Origin of the sequence: Micromonospora sp. NPDC005203, assembly GCF_042872705.1 — a bacterium.
Taxonomy (GTDB): Bacteria; Actinomycetota; Actinomycetes; order Mycobacteriales; family Micromonosporaceae; genus Micromonospora.
On record NZ_JBIAKV010000021.1, the window covers coordinates 1 to 19661 of the forward strand.

General features: G+C 68.8%; 13 protein-coding genes. All 13 read right to left on the minus strand.

Annotated elements, in window-relative coordinates; genetic code table 11:
- Window positions 1-153: 153 nt before the first annotated feature.
- Window positions 154-1404, minus strand: a complete 1251-nt coding sequence (mmsB, locus tag ACFYPM_RS30095; RefSeq protein WP_387204093.1) for a multiple monosaccharide ABC transporter permease — start codon at window positions 1402-1404, stop codon at window positions 154-156.
- Window positions 1401-2939: a multiple monosaccharide ABC transporter ATP-binding protein gene (mmsA, locus tag ACFYPM_RS30100; protein WP_387204096.1), complete on the minus strand. Its 1539-nt coding sequence runs from the start codon at window positions 2937-2939 to the stop codon at window positions 1401-1403. The genes mmsB and mmsA overlap by 4 nt, the downstream gene beginning before the upstream one ends.
- Before the next feature lie 80 nt (window positions 2940-3019).
- Window positions 3020-4162, minus strand: a complete 1143-nt coding sequence (gene chvE, locus ACFYPM_RS30105) for a multiple monosaccharide ABC transporter substrate-binding protein (RefSeq protein WP_387204099.1) — start codon at window positions 4160-4162, stop codon at window positions 3020-3022.
- 503 nt (window positions 4163-4665) lie between these two features.
- A complete protein-coding gene (locus ACFYPM_RS30110) occupies window positions 4666-6336 on the minus strand; it encodes a glycoside hydrolase family 27 protein (protein WP_387204103.1) in 1671 nt (556 codons plus the stop codon).
- 276 nt (window positions 6337-6612) lie between these two features.
- Window positions 6613-7599, minus strand: coding sequence for a LacI family DNA-binding transcriptional regulator (locus ACFYPM_RS30115; protein WP_357246122.1), 987 nt, complete (start codon window positions 7597-7599; stop codon window positions 6613-6615).
- A 416-nt stretch (window positions 7600-8015) separates the two neighbouring features.
- Complete coding sequence (locus ACFYPM_RS30120; RefSeq protein WP_387204107.1) at window positions 8016-10136, minus strand: family 43 glycosylhydrolase; 2121 nt, start codon at window positions 10134-10136, stop codon at window positions 8016-8018.
- A gap of 339 nt (window positions 10137-10475) precedes the next feature.
- Complete coding sequence (gene araA, locus ACFYPM_RS30125) at window positions 10476-11978, minus strand: L-arabinose isomerase (protein WP_387204110.1); 1503 nt, start codon at window positions 11976-11978, stop codon at window positions 10476-10478.
- 26 nt (window positions 11979-12004) lie between these two features.
- Window positions 12005-12994, minus strand: a complete 990-nt coding sequence (gene yjfF, locus ACFYPM_RS30130; protein ID WP_387204113.1) for a galactofuranose ABC transporter, permease protein YjfF — start codon at window positions 12992-12994, stop codon at window positions 12005-12007.
- Complete coding sequence (locus ACFYPM_RS30135) at window positions 12991-14061, minus strand: ABC transporter permease (RefSeq protein ID WP_387204116.1); 1071 nt, start codon at window positions 14059-14061, stop codon at window positions 12991-12993. Before ACFYPM_RS30135 ends, yjfF begins: the two co-directional genes overlap by 4 nt.
- Entirely contained in the window at window positions 14058-15599 is a 1542-nt protein-coding gene (locus tag ACFYPM_RS30140) for a sugar ABC transporter ATP-binding protein (protein ID WP_387204119.1), read from the minus strand. The genes ACFYPM_RS30135 and ACFYPM_RS30140 overlap by 4 nt, the downstream gene beginning before the upstream one ends.
- A 190-nt stretch (window positions 15600-15789) precedes the next feature.
- The gene (locus ACFYPM_RS30145; RefSeq protein WP_387204274.1) at window positions 15790-16788 is read right to left on the minus strand and encodes an ABC transporter substrate-binding protein; all 999 of its coding nucleotides are present in this window, start codon (window positions 16786-16788) and stop codon (window positions 15790-15792) included.
- A gap of 198 nt (window positions 16789-16986) precedes the next feature.
- Entirely contained in the window at window positions 16987-18669 is a 1683-nt protein-coding gene (araB, locus tag ACFYPM_RS30150; protein WP_387204122.1) for a ribulokinase, read from the minus strand.
- 477 nt (window positions 18670-19146) lie between these two features.
- On the minus strand, window positions 19147-19374 hold the full coding sequence (locus ACFYPM_RS30155) for a hypothetical protein (protein WP_387204125.1): 228 nt from the start codon (window positions 19372-19374) through the stop codon (window positions 19147-19149).
- Window positions 19375-19661 lie beyond the last annotated feature (287 nt).

A 19661-nucleotide genomic window follows, 5' to 3' on the forward strand; every position in this document is an offset into this window, starting at 1 on the left:
GGGGCGGGTTCCGGCTTTGGCGGGGGGCCCCCTCAGCCGGCCGGCGGGCCGGGCGCGGGGGGTCGCGGCGCGCCGGGGTCCCAACCGACTCCCGGGTGCCCGGGGCCCCCGCCCCGCGCGGGGGGCTGGGGCCACGGTCGTGCTGTTGCGACGTCAGCGAGCCGTGCCGGCCCGGCGCTTGTTGTAGACGTCGAAGGCGACCGCGACGAGCAGGACGAGGCCCTTCACCACCGACTGGGTCGACTGGTCGATGCCCATCAGCTGCATGCCGTTGCTCATCACCGCCATGATCAGACCGCCGACCATCGCGCCCACCACGGTGCCCACCCCGCCCGTGACCGCCGCACCGCCGATGAAGGCCGCGGCGATCGCGTCCAGCTCGAACATGTTGCCGGCGGCGGGCTGAGCGCCGTTCGACCGCGACGAGTAGATGACGCCGGCCACCGCCGCCAGGAAGCCCATGTTGACGAACATCCAGAAGTTGACGGTGCGGACCTTCACCCCGGACAGCGCCGCCGCCGACAGGTTGCCGCCGATCGCGTAGACCTGGCGACCGAAGACGGTACGCCGGGTGAGCAGGCCGTAGACCAGGACGAGCACCGCCAGGATGATCAGCACGATCGGCAGACCGCGGGCGTGCGCCAGCTGCCAGGCGAAGTACATGATGACCGCGCCGACCAGCACGACCCGGGCGACGAACAGCGGGAACGACTCGACGGGCTGCTGGTAGCGGATGCGCGCCACGCGGGTGCGGAAACCACTCACCGCGTACCCGGCCACGGCGACCGCGCCGATCAGCAGCGTGAAGGCGTCGAAGCCCTGCCCGCCGAGCAGCCCGTTCAGGAAGCCCGCCGCGACCTTCTGGTATTCGGCCGGGAACGGCGACAGCGAGATGTTGTCGAGCACCCGGAGGGTGAGACCCCGGAACAGCAGCATCCCGGCCAGGGTCACGATGAAGGCCGGAATACCGGCGTACGCCACCCAGAAGCCATGCCACGCGCCAACCGCGACGCCGACGGCGATCGCGGCCACGACACCGACCCACCAGGGATAGCCCTGCTGGATCACCAGGACGGCGGACACCGCTCCGGTCAGCGCGACGACCGATCCGACCGACAGGTCGATGTGCCCACCGATGATCAGGATGACCATCCCGATCGCGAGGACCAGGATGTACGAGTACTGCAGGACGATGTTGGTGATGTTGCCGGGGCTCAGCAGCACCCCGTCGGTCAGGATCGCGAAGAACGCGACGATGACGACCAGGGCGACGTAGATCCCGCTCTGCCGCAGGTTGTTCAACACCAGCGCCCGCAGGTCGTTCGTGCCGCTGTGCAGAGCGGCCGCGGGTGTGTTGTCCGAGGGCGTCGGGCTCTCCGTCGGGGGGGTCTTGATGGTGGTCACGCCACGAGCTCCTTGTCCTTGGTCATCAGCTCCATGAGGCTCTCCTGAGTCGCCTCGGCCACCGGCATCTCACCGGTGATCCGGCCGGCGGCGAGGGTGTAGATGCGGTCGCACATCCCGAGCAACTCCGGCAGCTCCGAGGAGATGACGATCACCGCCTTGCCCGCGGCCACCAGCCGGTTGATGATCGTGTAGATCTCGTACTTCGCACCGACGTCGATCCCCCGGGTGGGTTCGTCCAGGATCAGCACATCCGGGTCGGTGAACAGCCACTTCGACAGGACGACCTTCTGCTGGTTGCCGCCGGAGAGCTTACCGACCACCGCCATGACGCTCGTCGTCCGGATGTTCATCTCCCGCCGGCTGTCCTCGGCAACCTTGATCTCCTCGTTGCCGTTCACCCAGCCCAGGCGGGACAGCCGGTCCAACGCGGCGGCGGAGACGTTGCGGCGGACGTCGTCGATGAGGTTGAGCCCGTACCTCTTGCGGTCCTCGGTGACGTAGGCGATGCCGTTGTCGATCGCCTCGGCGACCGTGCGTGCCTGCACCTCCCGACCGCGCACGAAGAGTCGGCCCCGGATGTCGCGCCCGTACGACCGACCGAACACGCTCATCGCCAGCTCGGTGCGCCCCGCGCCCATCAGGCCCGCGATGCCGACGACCTCGCCGGCGCGGACGGACAGGGCGACGTCCTCGACGACCATCCGGTCCTGCACCGGGTGCCGCACGGTCCAGTCCTCGATCCGGAGGACCTCCTCGCCGGGCGACGACTCGCGGTCGGGGTAGAAGCTGTCCAGGTCGCGCCCGACCATGCCGCGGATGATCCGCTGCTGGGTCACCTCGTCGGAGCGCATGTCGAGGGTCTCCACCGCGCGCCCGTCCCGGATGACGGTGGTCGAGTCGGCGATGGCGGTGATCTCGTTGAGCTTGTGCGAGATCATGATGCAGGTGATGCCCTGGTCGCGGAGTGCCCGCAGCAGGTCGAGCAGGTGCGCCGAGTCGATGTCGTTGAGCGCGGCCGTCGGCTCGTCCAGGATGAGCAGGCGCACCTTCTTCGACAGCGCCTTGGCGATCTCCACCAACTGCTGCTTGCCGACGCCGAGCTGGATGACCGGGGTAACGGGGTTCTCGTGCAACCCGACGGACGCCAGCAGCTTGGCCGCGTCGGCGTTGGCCAGGTTCCAGTCGATGAGCCCGAGGCGGTTGCGCCGCTCGCTGCCGAGGAAGATGTTCTCCGCGATCGACAGGTACGGCACCAGGGCGAGCTCCTGGTGGATGATGACGATGCCGTTGGCCTCGCTGTCGCGGATGCCACGGAACTGCATCGGCTTGCCGTCGAAGAGGATCTCGCCGTCGTACGACCCGGAGGGGTAGACGCCGGACAGCACCTTCATCAGGGTGGACTTGCCGGCGCCGTTCTCACCACAGATGGCGTGGATCTCCCCGCGGCGCACTGCGAGGCTGACGTCGTCCAGCGCGGTCACGCCGGGGAAGGTTTTGGTGATGCGACGCATCTCGAGGATGGTGTCGTCCATGGTCACTGTCCTCCGTCAGGTCTGGACACGGTACGCCCAGACGTCGGGCCCGGCGGCGACCGCCGGGCCCGACGATTGGTTTACTTCTTGGCCTGACCGGCGGCGACCTCTTCCGCCGTCCAGTAGCCGGAGTCGATCAGCGCGGTCTTGATGTCGTCCTTGTAGACCGTGACGATCGGGAGCAGGTACGACGGGACGACCTTGACACCGTTGTTGTACGTCTTGGTGTCGTTGGCCTCCGGCTCCTTCTTCTGCAGGAACGCCTCGGCGGCGTTCACGGCCTGGTCGGCCAGCAGACGGGTGTCCTTGAAGACCGTGGAGCTCTGCACGCCGTCGTTGATCAGCTTGATCGAGGCGATCTCGGCGTCCTGGCCGGTCACCACCGGGAGCTTCTTCGCGCCGGTGCCGTAGCCGGCGTTCTGCAGGGCGGTGATGATGCCCCGGGAGATGCCGTCGTACGGCGACAGCACGCCGTCGACCTTCGAGCCGTCGTTGTAGCTGGAGGTCAGCAGGTTCTCCATGCGCTTCTGCGCGGTCTCCTGCTGCCAGCGCAGGGTGGCGACCTGCTCGGGCGTGGTCTGCTTGGACTTGACGACAAGCGTGCCGTCGTCGACGAACGGCTTGAGCGTGTCCATCGCGCCGTTGAAGAAGAACTGCGTGTTGTTGTCGTCCAGCGAGCCCGCGAAGAGCTCGACGTTCAGCGGCCCCTTGGCGGTGCCCTTCGAGCCGTCCTTGTTCAGCAGGCCGAGCCCGACGAGCAGCGCGGTGCCCTGGGCGACGCCGACCTTGTAGTTGTCGAAGCTGACGTAGAAGTCGACGTCCTTGCTACCGCGGATCAGCCGGTCGTAGGAGATGACCGGGATCTTCGCGGACGCGGCGGCCTGCAGCTGGCTGCTGAGCGCGGTGCCGTCGATCGCCGCGATGATCAGGACGTCAGCGCCCTGGGTGATCATCTGGTCGACCTGCTGCGACTGGGTGGGGATGTCGTCGCCGGCGTACTGGAGGTCGACCTTGTAGCCCTTGCCCTCAAGCTTGGACTTCACCGCGTTGCCGTCGGCGATCCACCGCTCCGAGGTCTGGGTCGGCATCGACACACCGATGGTCAGGTCGCCAGGCTTCGCGCTGCTCTTGTCGTCACCGCTGCCGGCACCCCCGCCACTGCACGCTGCCATACTCAGCGTCAGCATCGCGCCGCCGAGAGCAACCAGGAATTTCCTGCCCACGGGCTTCTCCTCTCTGGACTCCCCCGTCGAGTGCCGGGGCCAAAACTGTCACCTTTCGGGGTAGTGTTAGCGCTCACATCCGGCACGTCAACACTTGATCCGAAATACCGGTGTCACGGTCTCGTAACGGAGGCGTCTCCACGGACGAGACCAGCGCTCGGAGGTGCCCGGACCTGGGAGCGCCGCGGTGACCGGCGCCGAAGCGAACAGCCGTCGGGCCGGACCGTCGACCGCGCCGAACCACCGGCCGGACCGCCGCCCCGCACGACCGCCGCGCCAGCACCGCCGCGGCGTGGCAGAACGGCCGCGGCGTGGCAGAACGGCCGCGGCGTGGCAGAACCGCCGCGGCGTGGCAGAACCGCCGCGGCGTGGCAGAACCGCCGCGGCGTGCCGGCCGGCGAACGCGACGGTGCCCGCGGACGACGGGGGTCGTCCGCGGGCACCGGGGGTTGAACCGGATCAGGTGGGCTGCCGCGACCTGGTCGGTCGACGGGCCCGGTCGGCTATCGCTGCGTCCACCGCTGGTTGGCCGCCGCGGTGCAGTTCCAGAGGATCACCGTGGTGCCGTTGGCCGTGCCGTTGCCGTTGACGTCGAGGCAGAGCCCGGACTGGGCGCCGCTGATCGTGCCGTTGGCGTTGATGGTCCACCGCTGGTTGGCTGCACCGTTACAGTCCCAGATCTGCACCTTGGAACCGGCCGCGGCGTTCGTGGGCGCGTCCAGGCACTTGCCGAGCGACTGCAGGGTCTGACCGTTGACGGTCCAGCGCTGGTTGGCGGCACCGTTGCAGTCCCAGATCACCGGCTGGGTGCCGTTGGTGGTGTTGCTGTTCGGAACGTCCAGGCAGCGGCCGGAGGCGGCGCTGGCGAGCGCGCTCGACGTGCCCGGCGGCGGGGTGGTCGGCGGCGTGGTCGTCGGAGGAGTCGTCCCCCCACCGCTGACCCGGTAGACCACCGTGCCGTGCGCCGGAACGCTGGCGCTGATGGTGCCGCTGCTGGAGGTGGTGGCACCGGACCACGCCTCAACCAGCGTGAACGAGCTCCCGGACTTGCCGACGGCGGCGGCCGTGGTCGAGATCGTCGTCGTCGAGCCACCCTGGTTGAACAGGGCGACGGCGACGTCACCGTTGGCGAGCCGCTTGGCCAGCACCCGGCGGGTGCCGTCGAACGACACCTGCGTCCCCTGCAACCCGAGCGAGTCCTGGTTGATCGCGATCAGGTTGGCGTTCTTGAGGATGGTCTGCGTCGCGGAGTTCATGTTCCGGACGTCGTTGCCGGCGATCAGCGGAGACGCCATGATCGCCCACATGGCGAAGTGGCTGCGCATCTCCGTGTCGTTCATGCCGCCACGACCGACCTCCATCATGTCCGGGTCGTTGAACCCGCCCGGCCTCGCGTAGGACGCCAACGGAACGGTCACGTTGATGATGTTCTGGATGCCCATCGGGTAGCCGTTGGTCTGGCCGGTGTCCCAGGCGTTGGTGATGTCCTCGGTGGTACGCCACATGTTGGCCACGTCGCCCCAGTTGCGCTGCGGGCCCGTCTTGGCGTGGATGCTGTTCGAGTTGATGCTGTAGACGATCGGTCGACCGGTGGCGGCCAGCGCGTCACGCATCTTGGCGAAGGTCGTCACCTGGTCGTTGATGCTGCCCTCCGGCGAGCACCAGTCGTACTTGAGGAAGTCGACGCCCCAGGCGGCGAACTGGCGGGCGTCCTGCACCTCGTGGCCCCGGCTGCCGGTTGCTCCGGGGTAGGCGCCGAAGTACTGGGCGCAGGTCTTGTCGACGGGCACCTGGTAGATGCCGAACTTCAGGTCCCGGGCGTGCAGGTAGTCGCCGAGCGCCTTCATCCCGCTGGGGAACCGGGTGGGGTCGCCCTGGATGTTGCCGGAGCTGTCCCGGTTGGGGTTGAACCAGCAGTCGTCGACCACGACGTAGTTGTAGCCCAGGTCCCGCATGCCGCTGCTGACGATCGCGTCCGCCGTCTGCCGGATCAGCGCCTCGTTGATGTTGCAGCCGAACGAGTTCCACGAATTCCAGCCCATGGGGGGAGTACGCGCCACCCCGTTGTCCAGTGCCTGCGCCGCCGGGGCGCGGAGGCCGACCAGAGCACCGGCGACAAGCACTCCGGCCGCCAGTACGCTCCCCCAGCGTCGACCTCGGGTGATGCGGTTCATCGAGCCTCCTTGTCGGTGGCGCCCGCCCGTGACTACGATCTGACTGCTGGGGCGATAGCTGGACGCCAAATCTTGTTAGCGTTAACAGAGACGTCCATCATGTTACGGCCACATTTCACGAGGTTCAATACTTCGGTGGCAGTTGCATTGCCATCGGTCGATGAAAAAATCAGCTCCCGATTGAGCGGCGCCTTACCGATGGTGACGAGCCAGCAGTACGGCGAGGTGCCGCACACGCCGGTCACCCCGCCCAACAGCCTTCGGCTGGGACCGACGTCAACTCCGCGGTGGGGCGACGCTCTCGCGGGCGACCAGGGCCGGGGCGATGGTCTGCCGCATTGCCCCGCCGGTGCCCGTCTCGATCTGGGCCAGCAGCATCTGCAGGCTCGCCCGCGCCACCGCGTCGAAGTCGGGGCGGACGGTGGTCAACGGCGGAATGAAGTACGCCGCCTCCGGCACGTCGTCGAAGCCGACCACGCTGATGTCGTGCGGTACCCGTCTGCCGAATTCGTGCAACGCCCGCAGCACGCCCAGCGCGAGATGGTCGTTCGAGGTGAAGACCGCCGTGACCTCCGGCATCCTCGCCAACATCTGCCCGCACCGGTAACCCGATGCGGCGGACCAGTCCCCCGGCATCAGCGGCGGCGGGTCCACCCCGGCCGCCAGCAGCGCCTCCCGCCAACCGTCGATCCGGCCGACGCTGTCGAACCAGTCGAACGGCCCGGAGACGTGCCAGACGGTGCGGTGCCCCGCGTCGAGCAGATGCTGGGTCGCCGCCCGGGCGCCCGCCACCTGGTCGACCGTCACCAACGGCACCGGCCGGCTCGGGTCGCCGTCGACCGTGACCAGCGGGACATCCTGCGGCAGGTGTTCCAACGCCTCACCCGCCGACTCCACCGGGGCGATGACCACGATGCCGGCGACCCGGTGCGACAGATGTCGTTCGACGGCGGCCGAGATGGAGCGGTGGTCCAGGTTTCGCACGCTGCCGACACTCACCGCGAAACCCTCTTCGGCGGCGGTCTGCTCCAAGGCGGCCAACATCGAGGCCGGACCGTAGAGCGTCGTGTTCTGTGCGACCACCCCGATGACCTGGGATCGGCCGGTCACCAGGGCACGAGCGGCGCCGTTCGGGCGATAGCCGAGTTCGGCGATCGCCGCCCGCACCCGGAGCCGGGTCTGCTCACGAACGTTGGGGTGCCCGTTGAGCACCCGCGACACCGTCTGATGGGAGACACCGGCCAGACGAGCGACATCTGTCATCGCGGGACCGTGGACGGCCATTTCACTCTCCCCGCTACGTCTCCGGCCCGCGGCCCGTCGGCGTCGACTGGAGCGGCCCGGCCCGATCCCCCTCGCTCAGCCACCACGCCGGTGCTGAATCCCAGGTGACCAGCGCTGAATCGCCGTCAGTCTACGCCAGCATCCGCTTCGAATACGGGACGGCTGTGCCCGGATGTGCTACGCATCGAAAGCCGCACAAGGCCTTTCCCACGCGCCGTACGCGGGCATCCGGCTCTCGGTTACGGACTGCGGTGGCCCGCCAGCCTGCTCCACGCTCCTGGAGAGAGCGTGGAGCAGGGCCGACTGGAACATGACCTGGTGGCGCCGACTCAATGTGCCGGCTGGGCCGGCGCTCGTCGACGCCACCGGTCAAACCGATCGGTGTGTGACCGGCGTCACGGCGTCGTCAGGTCGAACTGACGGACCGTGACCGCGCCGCCGAGCGCCGACGTCGCGTGGTTGAAGATGGCGAACCGGTAGCCCATGAAGAACTGCCAGTTGTTCGCCAACGTCAGGGTGTTGCCGAACGAGGTGAAGTTGACCCCGTCCGTGCTGTACGAGAAGCGGGCCTGCCGGCCGGACCCGGGTCTGATGTCGGCGTTGGCCCGCAACCAGATCCGGCCACCGGAGACGGCGGTGCTCGCCACCTCACTGCCGGTGCTCGTGGTGTTCCAACTGCCGTCCATCGTGAGCCCGTTCTGCATGACCAGACGGGTGGATCCGTTGTCCCGCCGGACCCCGATCCAGGCCGACGAGTTGCGCAACACCGCCAGGCCGGTGCGGTCTCCGTCGCGCATCGTGGAGTAGTCCAACTCGATGGTGGCCGTCGAGGTGGGGCCCTGGATCCGGTGGGTCAGCGTGTTGCGGGCCTTGTACAGGTCGCCGGTGACGGTGGCGGTCTGCAGGTTCAGCCCGTTGTTGACCGACCACTTGCTGTTGTCGGGGTTGTGGTTCCACTCCCACTGCGGGCCGAGGGTGGTGCCGGCGAACGTGTCGGTGCCGGTGAGCGGCTTGACCGCCCGCGGCGGCGCCGGCAGGTTCGGCTTCGGGTACGTGGTGCCCCACGTGCCGTTGACCGTCTGCAGCACCGGCCAGCCGTCGCCGGTCCAGGTGATCGGGGCCAGGGCCGGCATCCGACCACCGGGGTACGCGTCGACGAAGGACATGTAGTACCAGTCGCCGTTCTGGGTCTGCACCAGTCCGCCCTGGTGCGGCACGCCGCCACCGGAGATCGGGCCGGGCAGGTTGAGCAGCACCTGCCGCTGCTCGTACGGGCCGAACGGGCCGTTCGTCGACTTCAGCACGTACTGGCCGTTGGCCGGGCGGGTGAGCCAGATGTAGTAGGCGCCGTTGCGCTTGTAGAAGCGGGCGCCCTCCAGCGTCCCGATGCTCGACGGCGTCTGGTACACCTGCTGGGCGCGGACCTGCGACTTCCCGTCCGCGGACAGCTGCGCCACGCTGATCGTGCCGTTGCCGTACGCGACGTACGGGGTGTCGTTGTCGTCGAACAGCAGGCCGGCGTCGTAGTAGCAGTTGGGGATGGTGGTGTGCTTGCTCCACGTGCTGTCGACGGCGGACGCGGTGTAGATGTGGGTCTGCGCGAAGTCGATGCACCCGGCCCAGTAGTACGTCTTGTTGCTCGGCCGGTAGTTCAGGGTCGACGCCCAGATCCCGTCGACGTAGGCGTTGCCGCCGCTCATGTCGTACTTCGAGCCGAAGTCGAGCTTGGGCACCGAGTGTCCGGCGAACTCCCAGTTCACCAGGTCGTACGAGCGCAGCACGGGCGCGCCCGGCGAGTAGTGCATGGTGGACGCCGACATGTAGTAGGCGTTGTCCACCCGGATGATGTCGACGTCGGCGAAGTCCTGCCAGACCACCGGGTTGGTGTACGTGCCGTTCGACGGGGGCGGCGTGGTGGTGGGCGGTGGCGTCGTGGGGTTGGTCCCGCCGTCGACGCGAACGAGCTGCCACTGCTGGTTGGTGCCGTTCCAGTCGGCATACTGCACGATGTTGCCGCCGTCGGCGGTCGAGGCGCCCTGCACCTCCATCGCCTTGTTGCTGTTGCGGTTGATCAATCGGACGTACCCGCCGTCCGAGTCGGCCAACCGGAACTGCTGGTTGGTGCCGTTGTTGTCAGACCACTGCACGATCGGCCCGCCGTCGGCGGTCGAGCGGCCGGAGACGTCCAGCACCTTGCCCGACAACCTCGACTTGAGCCGGTAGTAGCCGCTTCCGGAGTCGACGAACTGCCACTGCTGCTGGTTGCCGTTGTTGCGCGTCCACTGGGTGATCCGCGCGCCGTCGTTCGTGGCCATGTTGTACACGTCCACTGCCTTGCCACTGTTGCGATTCACCAACACGTACCACGCGCTGGTGTCGACCGTGGCCGCTGACGCGGGCGACGAGGCGACGGCCGCAGCCGCGCCACCGACCACCAGCACCATCGCGGCGACGGCGAGTCTCGTAAGCCACCCACGCCGTGGTGCACCCCGGGGAACCCGACCGATGGAAAGCATGATCCTCCTCTGCTGACGCGAACCGTGCGGTCTGGGTCGGCGTCCGCGGCACCGGGCGGGGCACCGAGCTGACCACGCCCGGCCATGTGATCGCTAACACCGGTTGCCCGACCGTCGCGGTGACGAGGTGCCGAAACCGCGGGGTAGGACGCGCGCGCGGCCGGACCAGCCAACGACATCGACCATCTTGGCTATAGACTGTGAGCGATAACATGCTGTTAGTCAAGGCGTAACACAATCGCCTCGTGGCCCTGCTGGCGCAGACGCGAACGGGTGGCCCACCTCCGGCCCGCAGGCCGGGATGGACCACCCGTCATGGACGCGGCCGGGCCGCGCCGGTCAGAAGCCGCGGGCCAACCGGTAGTAGGCCTGGTTCCAGCGAATCTCGTCGGCGAAGCGGCGCGGCTCGGTGTCCGCGTCGATGACGACGAGTTCGGTACGGCTCATCTCGGCCAGGTCGTGCAACTCCTCCACGCCCACCGCCTGCGACAGCACCGTGTGGTGCGGCGCCCCGGCGGTGATCCACGACTCGGCCGAAACGGGCAGGTCAGGCCGCGGACGCCAGACGGCACGGGCCACCGGCAGTCGACGCAACGGCTGCGGCGGCGTCACCACGTCGATCTCGTTGGCCACCAACCGGAACCGCTCGCCCATGTCGGCGAGCCCGAGCACCACCGCCGGGCCGGGCGCGGCGTCGAACACCAGCCGGACCGGGTCCTCCCGACCGCCGATGCTCAGGGGGTGGATCTCCACGTTGGGTACGTCGGAGGCGATGGTCGGGCAGACCTCCAGCATGTGGGCGCCGAGCACCAACTCCTCGCCCGGGGTGAGGTCGTAGGTGTAGTCCTCCATGAACGATGTGCCGCCGTCCACGCCCACCGACATCGCCTTGAGCGTGTGCACCAGGACGGACGTCTTCCAGTCGCCCTCGCCACCGAAGCCGTAGCCGTCGGCCATCAGCCGCTGCACGGCGATGCCCGGCAGCTGACGCAGGCCCCCGAGATCCTCGAAGTTCGTGGTGAAGGCCCGGAACCCGCCCGTGTCCAGGAACGTGCGCATGCCCAACTCCAGGCGGGCCGCGTACCGCAACGAGTCGTGCCGGTCGCCGCCGGGCAGCAGGTCGCCGCCGATGCGGTAGGTGTCCTGGTACTCCTTGACCAGGTCGTCCACCTGCGCGTCGGTGACCTCACCGACCACCTCGACCAGGTCGTTGACGCCGTAGGTGTTGACCGAGACCCCGAACCGCAGCTCCGCCTCGACCTTGTCGCCCTCGGTCACCGCGACGTCGCGCATGTTGTCGCCGAAGCGGGCCAGGCGCAGCGAACGCATCGCCGACCAGCCGAGCGCGGCACGTGCCCACGCCCCGACCCGAGCGGTGACCCGCGGGTCGCTGACGTGCCCGGCCACCGTCTTGCGGGCCACACCGAGACGGGTCTGGATGTACCCGAACTCCCGGTCGCCGTGGGCGGCCTGGTTCAGGTTCATGAAGTCCATGTCGATGTCGTTCCAGGGCAGCAGCACGTTGGCCTGGGTGTGCAGGTGCAGCAGCGGCGTCTGCAACGCGTCCAGACCGGAGATCCACATCTTCGCCGGCGAGAAGGTGTGCATCCAGGCGATGACCCCGACGGCACCCTGGGCGGCGGCGTCCCGGCAGACCTGCAGGATCTCACCACTGTTGGTCAGGACGGGCTTCCAGACCACCCGGGCGGGAATCTGCGGCGAGTCGTCGAGCGCGGCCGCGATCTGGCGGGACTGCTCGGCGACCTGCCGGAGCGTCTCCTCGCCGTACATGCCTTGGCTGCCGGTGAGGAACCAGATCTCGGGCTGGGTTTGTGGTGCCATGGGGTTGCCTTCCGCGAGAGGAACTGTCACTTGTAACGGATTCCGATGAGGCGCTGGAGGAGGATGAACGCGAAGAGCAGACCGCCGATCACGATCTTGGTCCACCAGGAGTTGAGGCTCCCATCGAAGGTGATGAGGGTCTGGATCACGCCCAGGACCAGCACGCCCAGCACCGTTCCGAAGACGTAACCCGCGCCCCCGGTGAGCACCGTGCCGCCGATGACGACGGCGGCGATGACGTCCAGCTCCATGCCGACGGCGATCAGAGGCGCACCGGAGAGGGTGTAGAAGGACAACAGGATCCCACCGATCGCGGAGCACAGGCCGCTGATCGTGTAGACGGCGATCCGGGTCCGGCCCACCGGCAGGCCCATCAGCAGGGCCGACTGGGGGTTGCCGCCGATGGCGTACACGTTGCGGCCCAGCCGGGTGTAGGCCAGCACGTACGCGGCGACGGCAACCACGACGAAGGCGATCAGCACGCTGATCGACACGAAGTTGCCCTGCGGGTTACCGATCCGCTCCTGGGACATCGAGGTCCAGAACCCGTCGGTGATCGGGATGGACGAGCCGGAGATGAACGTACACATGCCCCGGGCGAAGAACATCCCGGCGAGCGTGACGATGAACGGCTGGATCTCGAAGAAGTGGATGGCGCAACCCATCAGCAGACCGAGCGTCGGGCCGATGAGCAGGGCGATGACGAGCACCAGTGCCGCCGGCATGCCGTCCTGCAGCAGCGCGGCCGACACCATCGCCGTCATGGCGACGACCGACCCGACCGACAGGTCGATGCCACCGGTGAGGATCACGAAGGTCATCCCCACCGCGACGACGAGCAGGAAGCCGTTGTCGATGAAGACGTTGAAGATGACCTGCACGTTGGAGAACGCCGTGTACTGCGACACCCCGATGGCGTACATCAGCAGCAGCAGGGCGAGCGTCGCCAGGACCGGTATCTGCTTCCTCGGCAGCCGGAACCGGGTACGACCGGCGGTAAGCGTTCCAGTGGTCATGCCGGCACCTGCTCCTTCGGCTTGTCGGCGATGGGTGCGGACGGCGGAACGCTGCGCCTGCGGCGGGCGAACCGGGCCCGGAAGGCCGGCGCCTGGATGAGGCAGACGGCGATGACGACGACCGCCTTGAACAGCAGCGAGGTCTGCGGCGAGATGTTCATGGCATACACCGAGGTGGTCAGGGTCTGGATGATCAGCGCGCCGAGGATGGTGCCGCTCAGGAAGTATCGGCCGCCGGCGAGGGACGTGCCACCGATGACGACCGCGAGGATGGCGTCCAACTCCACCCAGAGGCCGACGGCGTTGCCGTCGGCGCTGGAGACGTTGGCCGTCATCATGAAGCCGGCGACCGCCGCGCAGACGGCGCTGACGACGTAAGCGAGGAAGATGACCCGGCCGGAGCGGATGCCGGCGAGTCGGCTCGCCTCCGCGTTGCCGCCCACCGACTCGATGATCATGCCGAGTGCGGTGCGGCGGGTGAACGCGGCGACGAGCACCGCCGCGGCAAGGGCGATGAAGATGGCCAGCGGCAGGGTCAGCAGGTGACCCAGCCCGATCGCCCGGAACGGCCCGGAGTTGATGGTGATGATCTGCCCCTGGGTGATCAGCTGGGCGAGACCCCGGCCGGCCACCATCAGGATCAGGGTGGCGATGATCGGTTGGATCCCGATCACGGCCACCAGCACCCCGTTCCAGACGCCCAGCACGAGCGCGACCCCCAACGCCATCGCGAGGGCGGTCAGCACCACGGTGAGGCTGTTCTGGTCGGGCTGCTTGCTGATGTACATGCAGGCCATCGCGCCGCTGATCGCGCAGACCGAGCCGACCGACAGGTCGATGCCGCCGGTCGAGATGACCAGGGTCATGCCCAGCGCGACGAGGATCAACGGCGCGCTCAACCGCAGGATGTCGATCGGCGAGCCGTACAGGTGCCCGTCCTTGAGCTCGATGGACAGGAACCCGGGCCGGTAGATCGTGTTCGCGGCGAGCATGGCGACCAGCACGGCCGCGGGCCAGAACAGCCGGTGACCGGTGATCGTCCGGTAGCGGCTCACGGTGTCGCTCATCGGTCTGCCTCCTCGCGGTGGGACCCACTCGCGATGGTCTGCATGATGCGGTCGGCGTTGAGGCTGTCGTCGTTGGCGAGCTGCGCGACCATCTGGCGGTCCCGCATGACGGCCACCTTGTGGCTGAGTCGCAGCACCTCCTCCAACTCGGCAGAGATGAACAGCACCGCCATGCCACCGTCGGACAGCTGCGTCACCAGCTTCTGGATCTCGGTCTTCGCGCCGATGTCGATGCCCCGGGTCGGCTCGTCGAGGATCAACAGCCGCGGCTCGGTGATCAGCCACCGGGCCAGGAGCACCTTCTGCTGGTTGCCACCGGAGAGGTTGCGGACCGGAACCTCCGGGTCCGCGGGCCGGATGTTGAGTGCCTTGATGTACTTGTCGACCAGCTCGTCCTGGCGACGACGCGGGATGGGACGCAGCCAGCCACGGGCCGCCTGCATGGCGAGGATGATGTTCTCCCGGACCGACAGGTCGGCGACGATGCCCTCGGCGCGGCGGTTCTCCGAACAGAAGCCGACGCCGTGGTCGATGGCCTGCGCGGGGGTCCGCAGGCTACTCGACGTGCCGTCGACCACGACCTGACCGCCGTCGGTCCGGTCCGCGCCGAACAACAACCGCGCGACCTCGGTACGCCCCGAGCCCAGCAGGCCGGCCAGGCCCACCACCTCGCCGGCGTGGATGGTGAGGCTGAACGGCTGGACCGCCCCCGCCCGGCCGAAGTCCGACACCGCGACCAGCGGGGTGCCCTCCTCCACCGTGGCCAGGTCGCGCCGGGAGTGTTCCTCGATGCCCTCAAGGATGTCGAGTTCCTTGCCGATCATCTTCTCCACCAGGGCGAGCTGGGGCAGCTCGGCGGTCAGGTACTCGCCGACGAGCCCACCGTTGCGCAGCACGGTGATGCGGTCCGCGATCTCGTAGACCTGGTCGAGGAAGTGGGTCACGAACAGGATCGCGATGCCCTCGTCGCGCAGTTGCCGCATGATGCGGAACAACTGCGCCACCTCGCTGGCGTCGAGGCTGGACGTCGGCTCGTCCAGGATCAGCACCCGGGCCTTGATGTCGATGGCGCGCGCGATGGCGACCATCTGCTGGATCGCCAGGGAGTACGAGCCGAGCGGCGCGCTGACGTCGAGGTCGAGGTCGAGGCGGGTGAGCAGGGCGCGGGCGCGGCGGCGAACCTCACCCCAGCGGACGGCGCCGAGCAGCCGCGGCTCACGGCCGATGAAGATGTTCTCCGCCACCGAGAGGTTAGTGCAGAGGTTGACCTCCTGGAACACGGTGCTGACGCCGGCGGCGTTCGCCTGCATCGGCCCGGTGAAGGACACCGGCTCGCTGTCCAGGGTGATCGTGCCCTCGTCGGTGTCGTAGACACCTGTCAGTACCTTGATGAGTGTCGACTTGCCGGCGCCGTTCTCGCCCATCAGGGCGTGCACCTCGCCGGGAAAAAGCCGGAAGTTGACGTCGTGGAGTGCGCGCACCCCGGGAAAGGACTTGCTGATCCCGGTCATCGTCAGGACCGGACGGCTATCCGTCATCCCATCAGACCTCTTCTGGGGGTTGTCGACGCGGAAGGGCCGCTGCGCTCCCACCGCGCCCGCCCGGCCGCCCCTGCGGAGGGCTCGGGCGGGCGTGGCACGGGTCATCGCGGGTCATGCCCGGTCCGTTCGGGTTTATGGGGGGACGAGGCGGGGCCGCCACGCGAGCGCGGCGGCCCCCCGACGTCAATCAGTACTTGCGGGTGGGCAGAGCCTCCTTGGCCTGCGCCTGGGTGAAGGTGGTCTCCTCGGTCTCGATCCGAGCAGGCACCTCCTCGCCGGCCTTGACCTTCTTGGCCAGGTCCATCAGCTGCGGGCCGAGCAGCGGGCTGCACTCCGCGATGAAGTTGAACTTGCCGTCGGCGAGGGCCTGCATGCCATCCTTGACGGCGTCGACCGTGATGATGGTGATGTCCTTGCCCGGCACCTTGCCAGCGGCGGTGATCGCCTCGAGCGCGCCCAGGCCCATGTCGTCGTTGTGCGCGAACAGCACGTCGATCTGCTTGTTGCCCTTGAGGAACTGCTCCATGACCTGCTTGCCACCGGCGCGGGTGAAGTCACCCGACTGGGAGGCGACGACCTTCAGGTTCGGGTTGGCGGCGATCGCCTCACCGAAGCCCTTCTTGCGGTCGTTCGCCGGTGCCGCGCCGGTGCTGCCCTGCAGCTCGACGATGTTCACCGGACCGGTGGCGGTCTTCTTCTGCTCGACCAGCCACTCACCGGCGAGCTTGCCCTCCTTGACGAAGTCCGAGCCGAGGAAGGTCTTGTAGAGCGTCTTGTCGGCCGAGTCGACCGAGCGGTCGGTCAGGATGACCGGGATCTTGGCGTCCTTGGCCTCCTTGAGCACGGTGTCCCAACCGGACTCCACCACCGGCGAGAAGGCGATGACGTCGACCTTCTGCTGGATGTAGTTGCGGATCGCCTTGATCTGGTTTTCCTGCTTCTGCTGCGCGTCGTCGAACTTCAGCTCGATCCCGGCCGCGGTGGCAGCTTCCTTGATCGAGACGGTGTTCGCGGTACGCCAGCCGCTCTCCGCGCCGACCTGCGAGAAGCCCATCGTGATCTTGCCGTCGTCCTTGGTGTCGCCGCCGCCGCCGGTGTCGCTGTTGCCGCAGGCCGCCATGCTGCCGACGAGCAGCACACTGGCGAGGACCGTGGCAGCGCGCCACGGAGCGGAGTGCATTCGCATCTTGCGCATCGAATCTCCTTGGCTCGGTGTGGTGGGGAACCGCGCCAACCGCCGATGTGCAAGGAGCGGCGTACGCGGGTGTTGCGTGCTGCTACTTCGGGGTGGTGCAGACCGGCGGGTCGGGTTTGGCCGCAGAGGGTCAGGAACCCGCCGGTGGGACTGGTTGGCGACCGGAGACGTTCCGCTCGCCGACCGCTGTCACGCGACGACCTCCAGCGCGGCATCCTGGGTGGCCGTGGCGGTCTCGGCGGCCGCGTTGCGGATCGCCCGCAGGCGGAGCATGACGTCGTTGCCGCCGCGACCGAAGTGGTCGTGCAGCGCCCGGTACTCGGCGTACAGGGCGTCGTAGGCGCCCGCCCGGTCCGGGTCCGGTCGGTAGACCGCCTCGTGCACCCGGCCCATCGCCTGCGACGCCTCGTGGATCGACGGGAACTCACCGGCGGCGACGGCGGCATGGATCGCCGATCCGAGCGCCGGCCCCTGCGCGGACGCGATGATGTTCAGCGGTCGCCGGGTCACGTCGGCGTAGATCTGCATCAGCAGCGCGTTGTTGGTGAGACCACCGGCGATCACCAGGTCGTTCACGGCCACACCGGCATCGACGAACGCCTCGATGATCATCCGCGTGCCGAAGGCCGTGGACTCCAGCAACGCCCGGTAGATGTCCTGCGGCCGGGTGGCCAGGGTCATTCCGACGATCATTCCGCTGAGGTCGTGGTTGACCAGCAGCGAGCGGTTGCCGTTCCACCAGTCCAGCGCGACGAGCCCGTGCGCACCGACCGGTTGGCTCGCGGCCAGCTCGGTGAGCTGAACGTGTGAGTCGATGCCGGCCGGGGCGGCGTGCTTGACGAACCAGCCGAAGATGTCACCGACACCGCTCTGCCCAGCCTCGTAACCCCACGCGCCGGGGCTGATGCCGCCGTCCACGACACCGCACATCCCGGCCACCTCGGCGAGCTGCGTGCCGTTGACGACGTGGCAGGTCGAGGTGCCCATGATGGCGACGAGACGGCCGGGCTCCACGGCCTGCGCGGACGCCGCGGTGACGTGCGCGTCGACGTTGCCGACGGCCACCGCGATCCCCTCCGGCAGGCCGGTCCACGCGGCGGCCTGGGCGGTGAGCGCGCCGGCCCGCGCACCGAGCGGCAGCAACGGACCGTCAAGCTTGGTCACGAAGTCGCCGAAGTCGGGGTTGAGCGCGGTCAGGAAGCCCTCGGACGGGTAGTGACCGTCCTGGAGGATGCCCTTGTAACCCGCGGTGCAGACGTTGCGGGTCTCGGTGCCGCAGAGCTGCCAGACGATCCAGTCGGCCGCCTCGACGAAGCGCTCGGCTCGGTCGTAGACCTCGGGGTCCTCCTCGAGGATCTGCAGGCCCTTGGCGTACTGCCACTCAGCGGAGATCTTGCCGCCGTAGCGGCCGATCCACGGCTCGGCCCGCTCGTGGGCCAGCGCGTTGATCCGGTCGGCGTGCGGCTGCGCGGCGTGGTGCTTCCACAGCTTGACCCAGGCGTGCGGCCGGTCGCGCAACTCGGGCGTCTCGCACAGTGGGGTGCCGTCGGCAAGCGTCGGCAGCACCGTGCAGGCGGTGAAGTCGATGCCGATGCCGACCACCGCGGCGGGGTCCACCCCCGCGGCGGACACCGCTGCCGGGACGGCATGGCGCAGCACGTCGCGGTAGTCGTCCGGGTTCTGCAGAGCCCAGTCCGGGGGCAGCGCTCGGCCTCCCGGAAGCGCCGTGCTGATCACGCCGTCGCCGTACTCGTGCACCGCGGTCCCCAACTCGGCACCATCACCGACACGGACCACCAGAGCTCGCCCGGACAGGGTGCCGAAGTCGACACCGACGACGTAGCGGTCGCCAGCTCCGTCCACACGGTTCATGTTCACCTCCACCGTTAACGGGGATAGTGTTAACGCTCACATCCAGCCTCGTCAAGACATCTAGGCGCAACAGCTCCGTAACGGAACGCGGAAGCCGAGCCGACTCGGGCGCGCCACTGGCGGACCGCCACAAAGCACGCGAATCCGATGTCGGCCACCGATCGGGCAGCCAGGGCTGGGGCCGTCGCACGGACCTTCCACCGATCGGGCACCCGGGACGAGGCCCGTCGCACGGACCGCCACCGACCGGAAGTCCCTCGACGGGCCGGGCGACGGGGACCGCACCACCGCACCACGAGACGCCCGCCCGAGCACCGGCGTCTGATGATGTTGGCGATAACATCACCGAGCCGCCGCGCTCCCATGGTCGGACCTCTGGCATGGCTGCCGGCATCACGATGACTCATGAGCGAGCGCTCCCCGAGGGCTGTGGGCTCACCCCGGGGCCATGCGAGCGGCCGGTGTTATCGATAACATTCAACCTTTGGGTGCGGCCTGGAACGGCCGCGAGCCCGCCGGCCGAGCCGGGCCGAGCCGGGCCGGGCCGAGCCGGGCCGAGCCGGGCCGAGCCGAGCCGGGCCGAGCCGGGCCGAGCCGAGCCGAGCCGAGCCGAGCCGAGCCGAGCCGAGCCGAGCCGAGCCGAGCCGAGCCGGGCCGGGCCGGGCTGATCCACTCGCGTTCCTTGAAATCGGGGGGTCCCAGCACGGGAGACCGGCCGACTTCAAGAAATCCGAGCCGATCAAGCCCTCGCGACCAGCCGACGGCCGCCGTCGGCGGGCGTCGACGTCGGGCCGCACCGACGTCGGGCCGCACCTGCGTCGGGCGGGCGTCCACGTCGGGCCGCACCGACGTCGGGCCGCACCTGCGTCGGGCGGGCGTCCACGTCGGGCCGCACCGCGCGACATGGACAGCCGGGGGGGGGGGGGGGGGGGGGGGGGGGGGGGGGGGGGGGGTGGGTTTGGGGGGGGGGGGGGGGGGGGGGGGGGGTGATT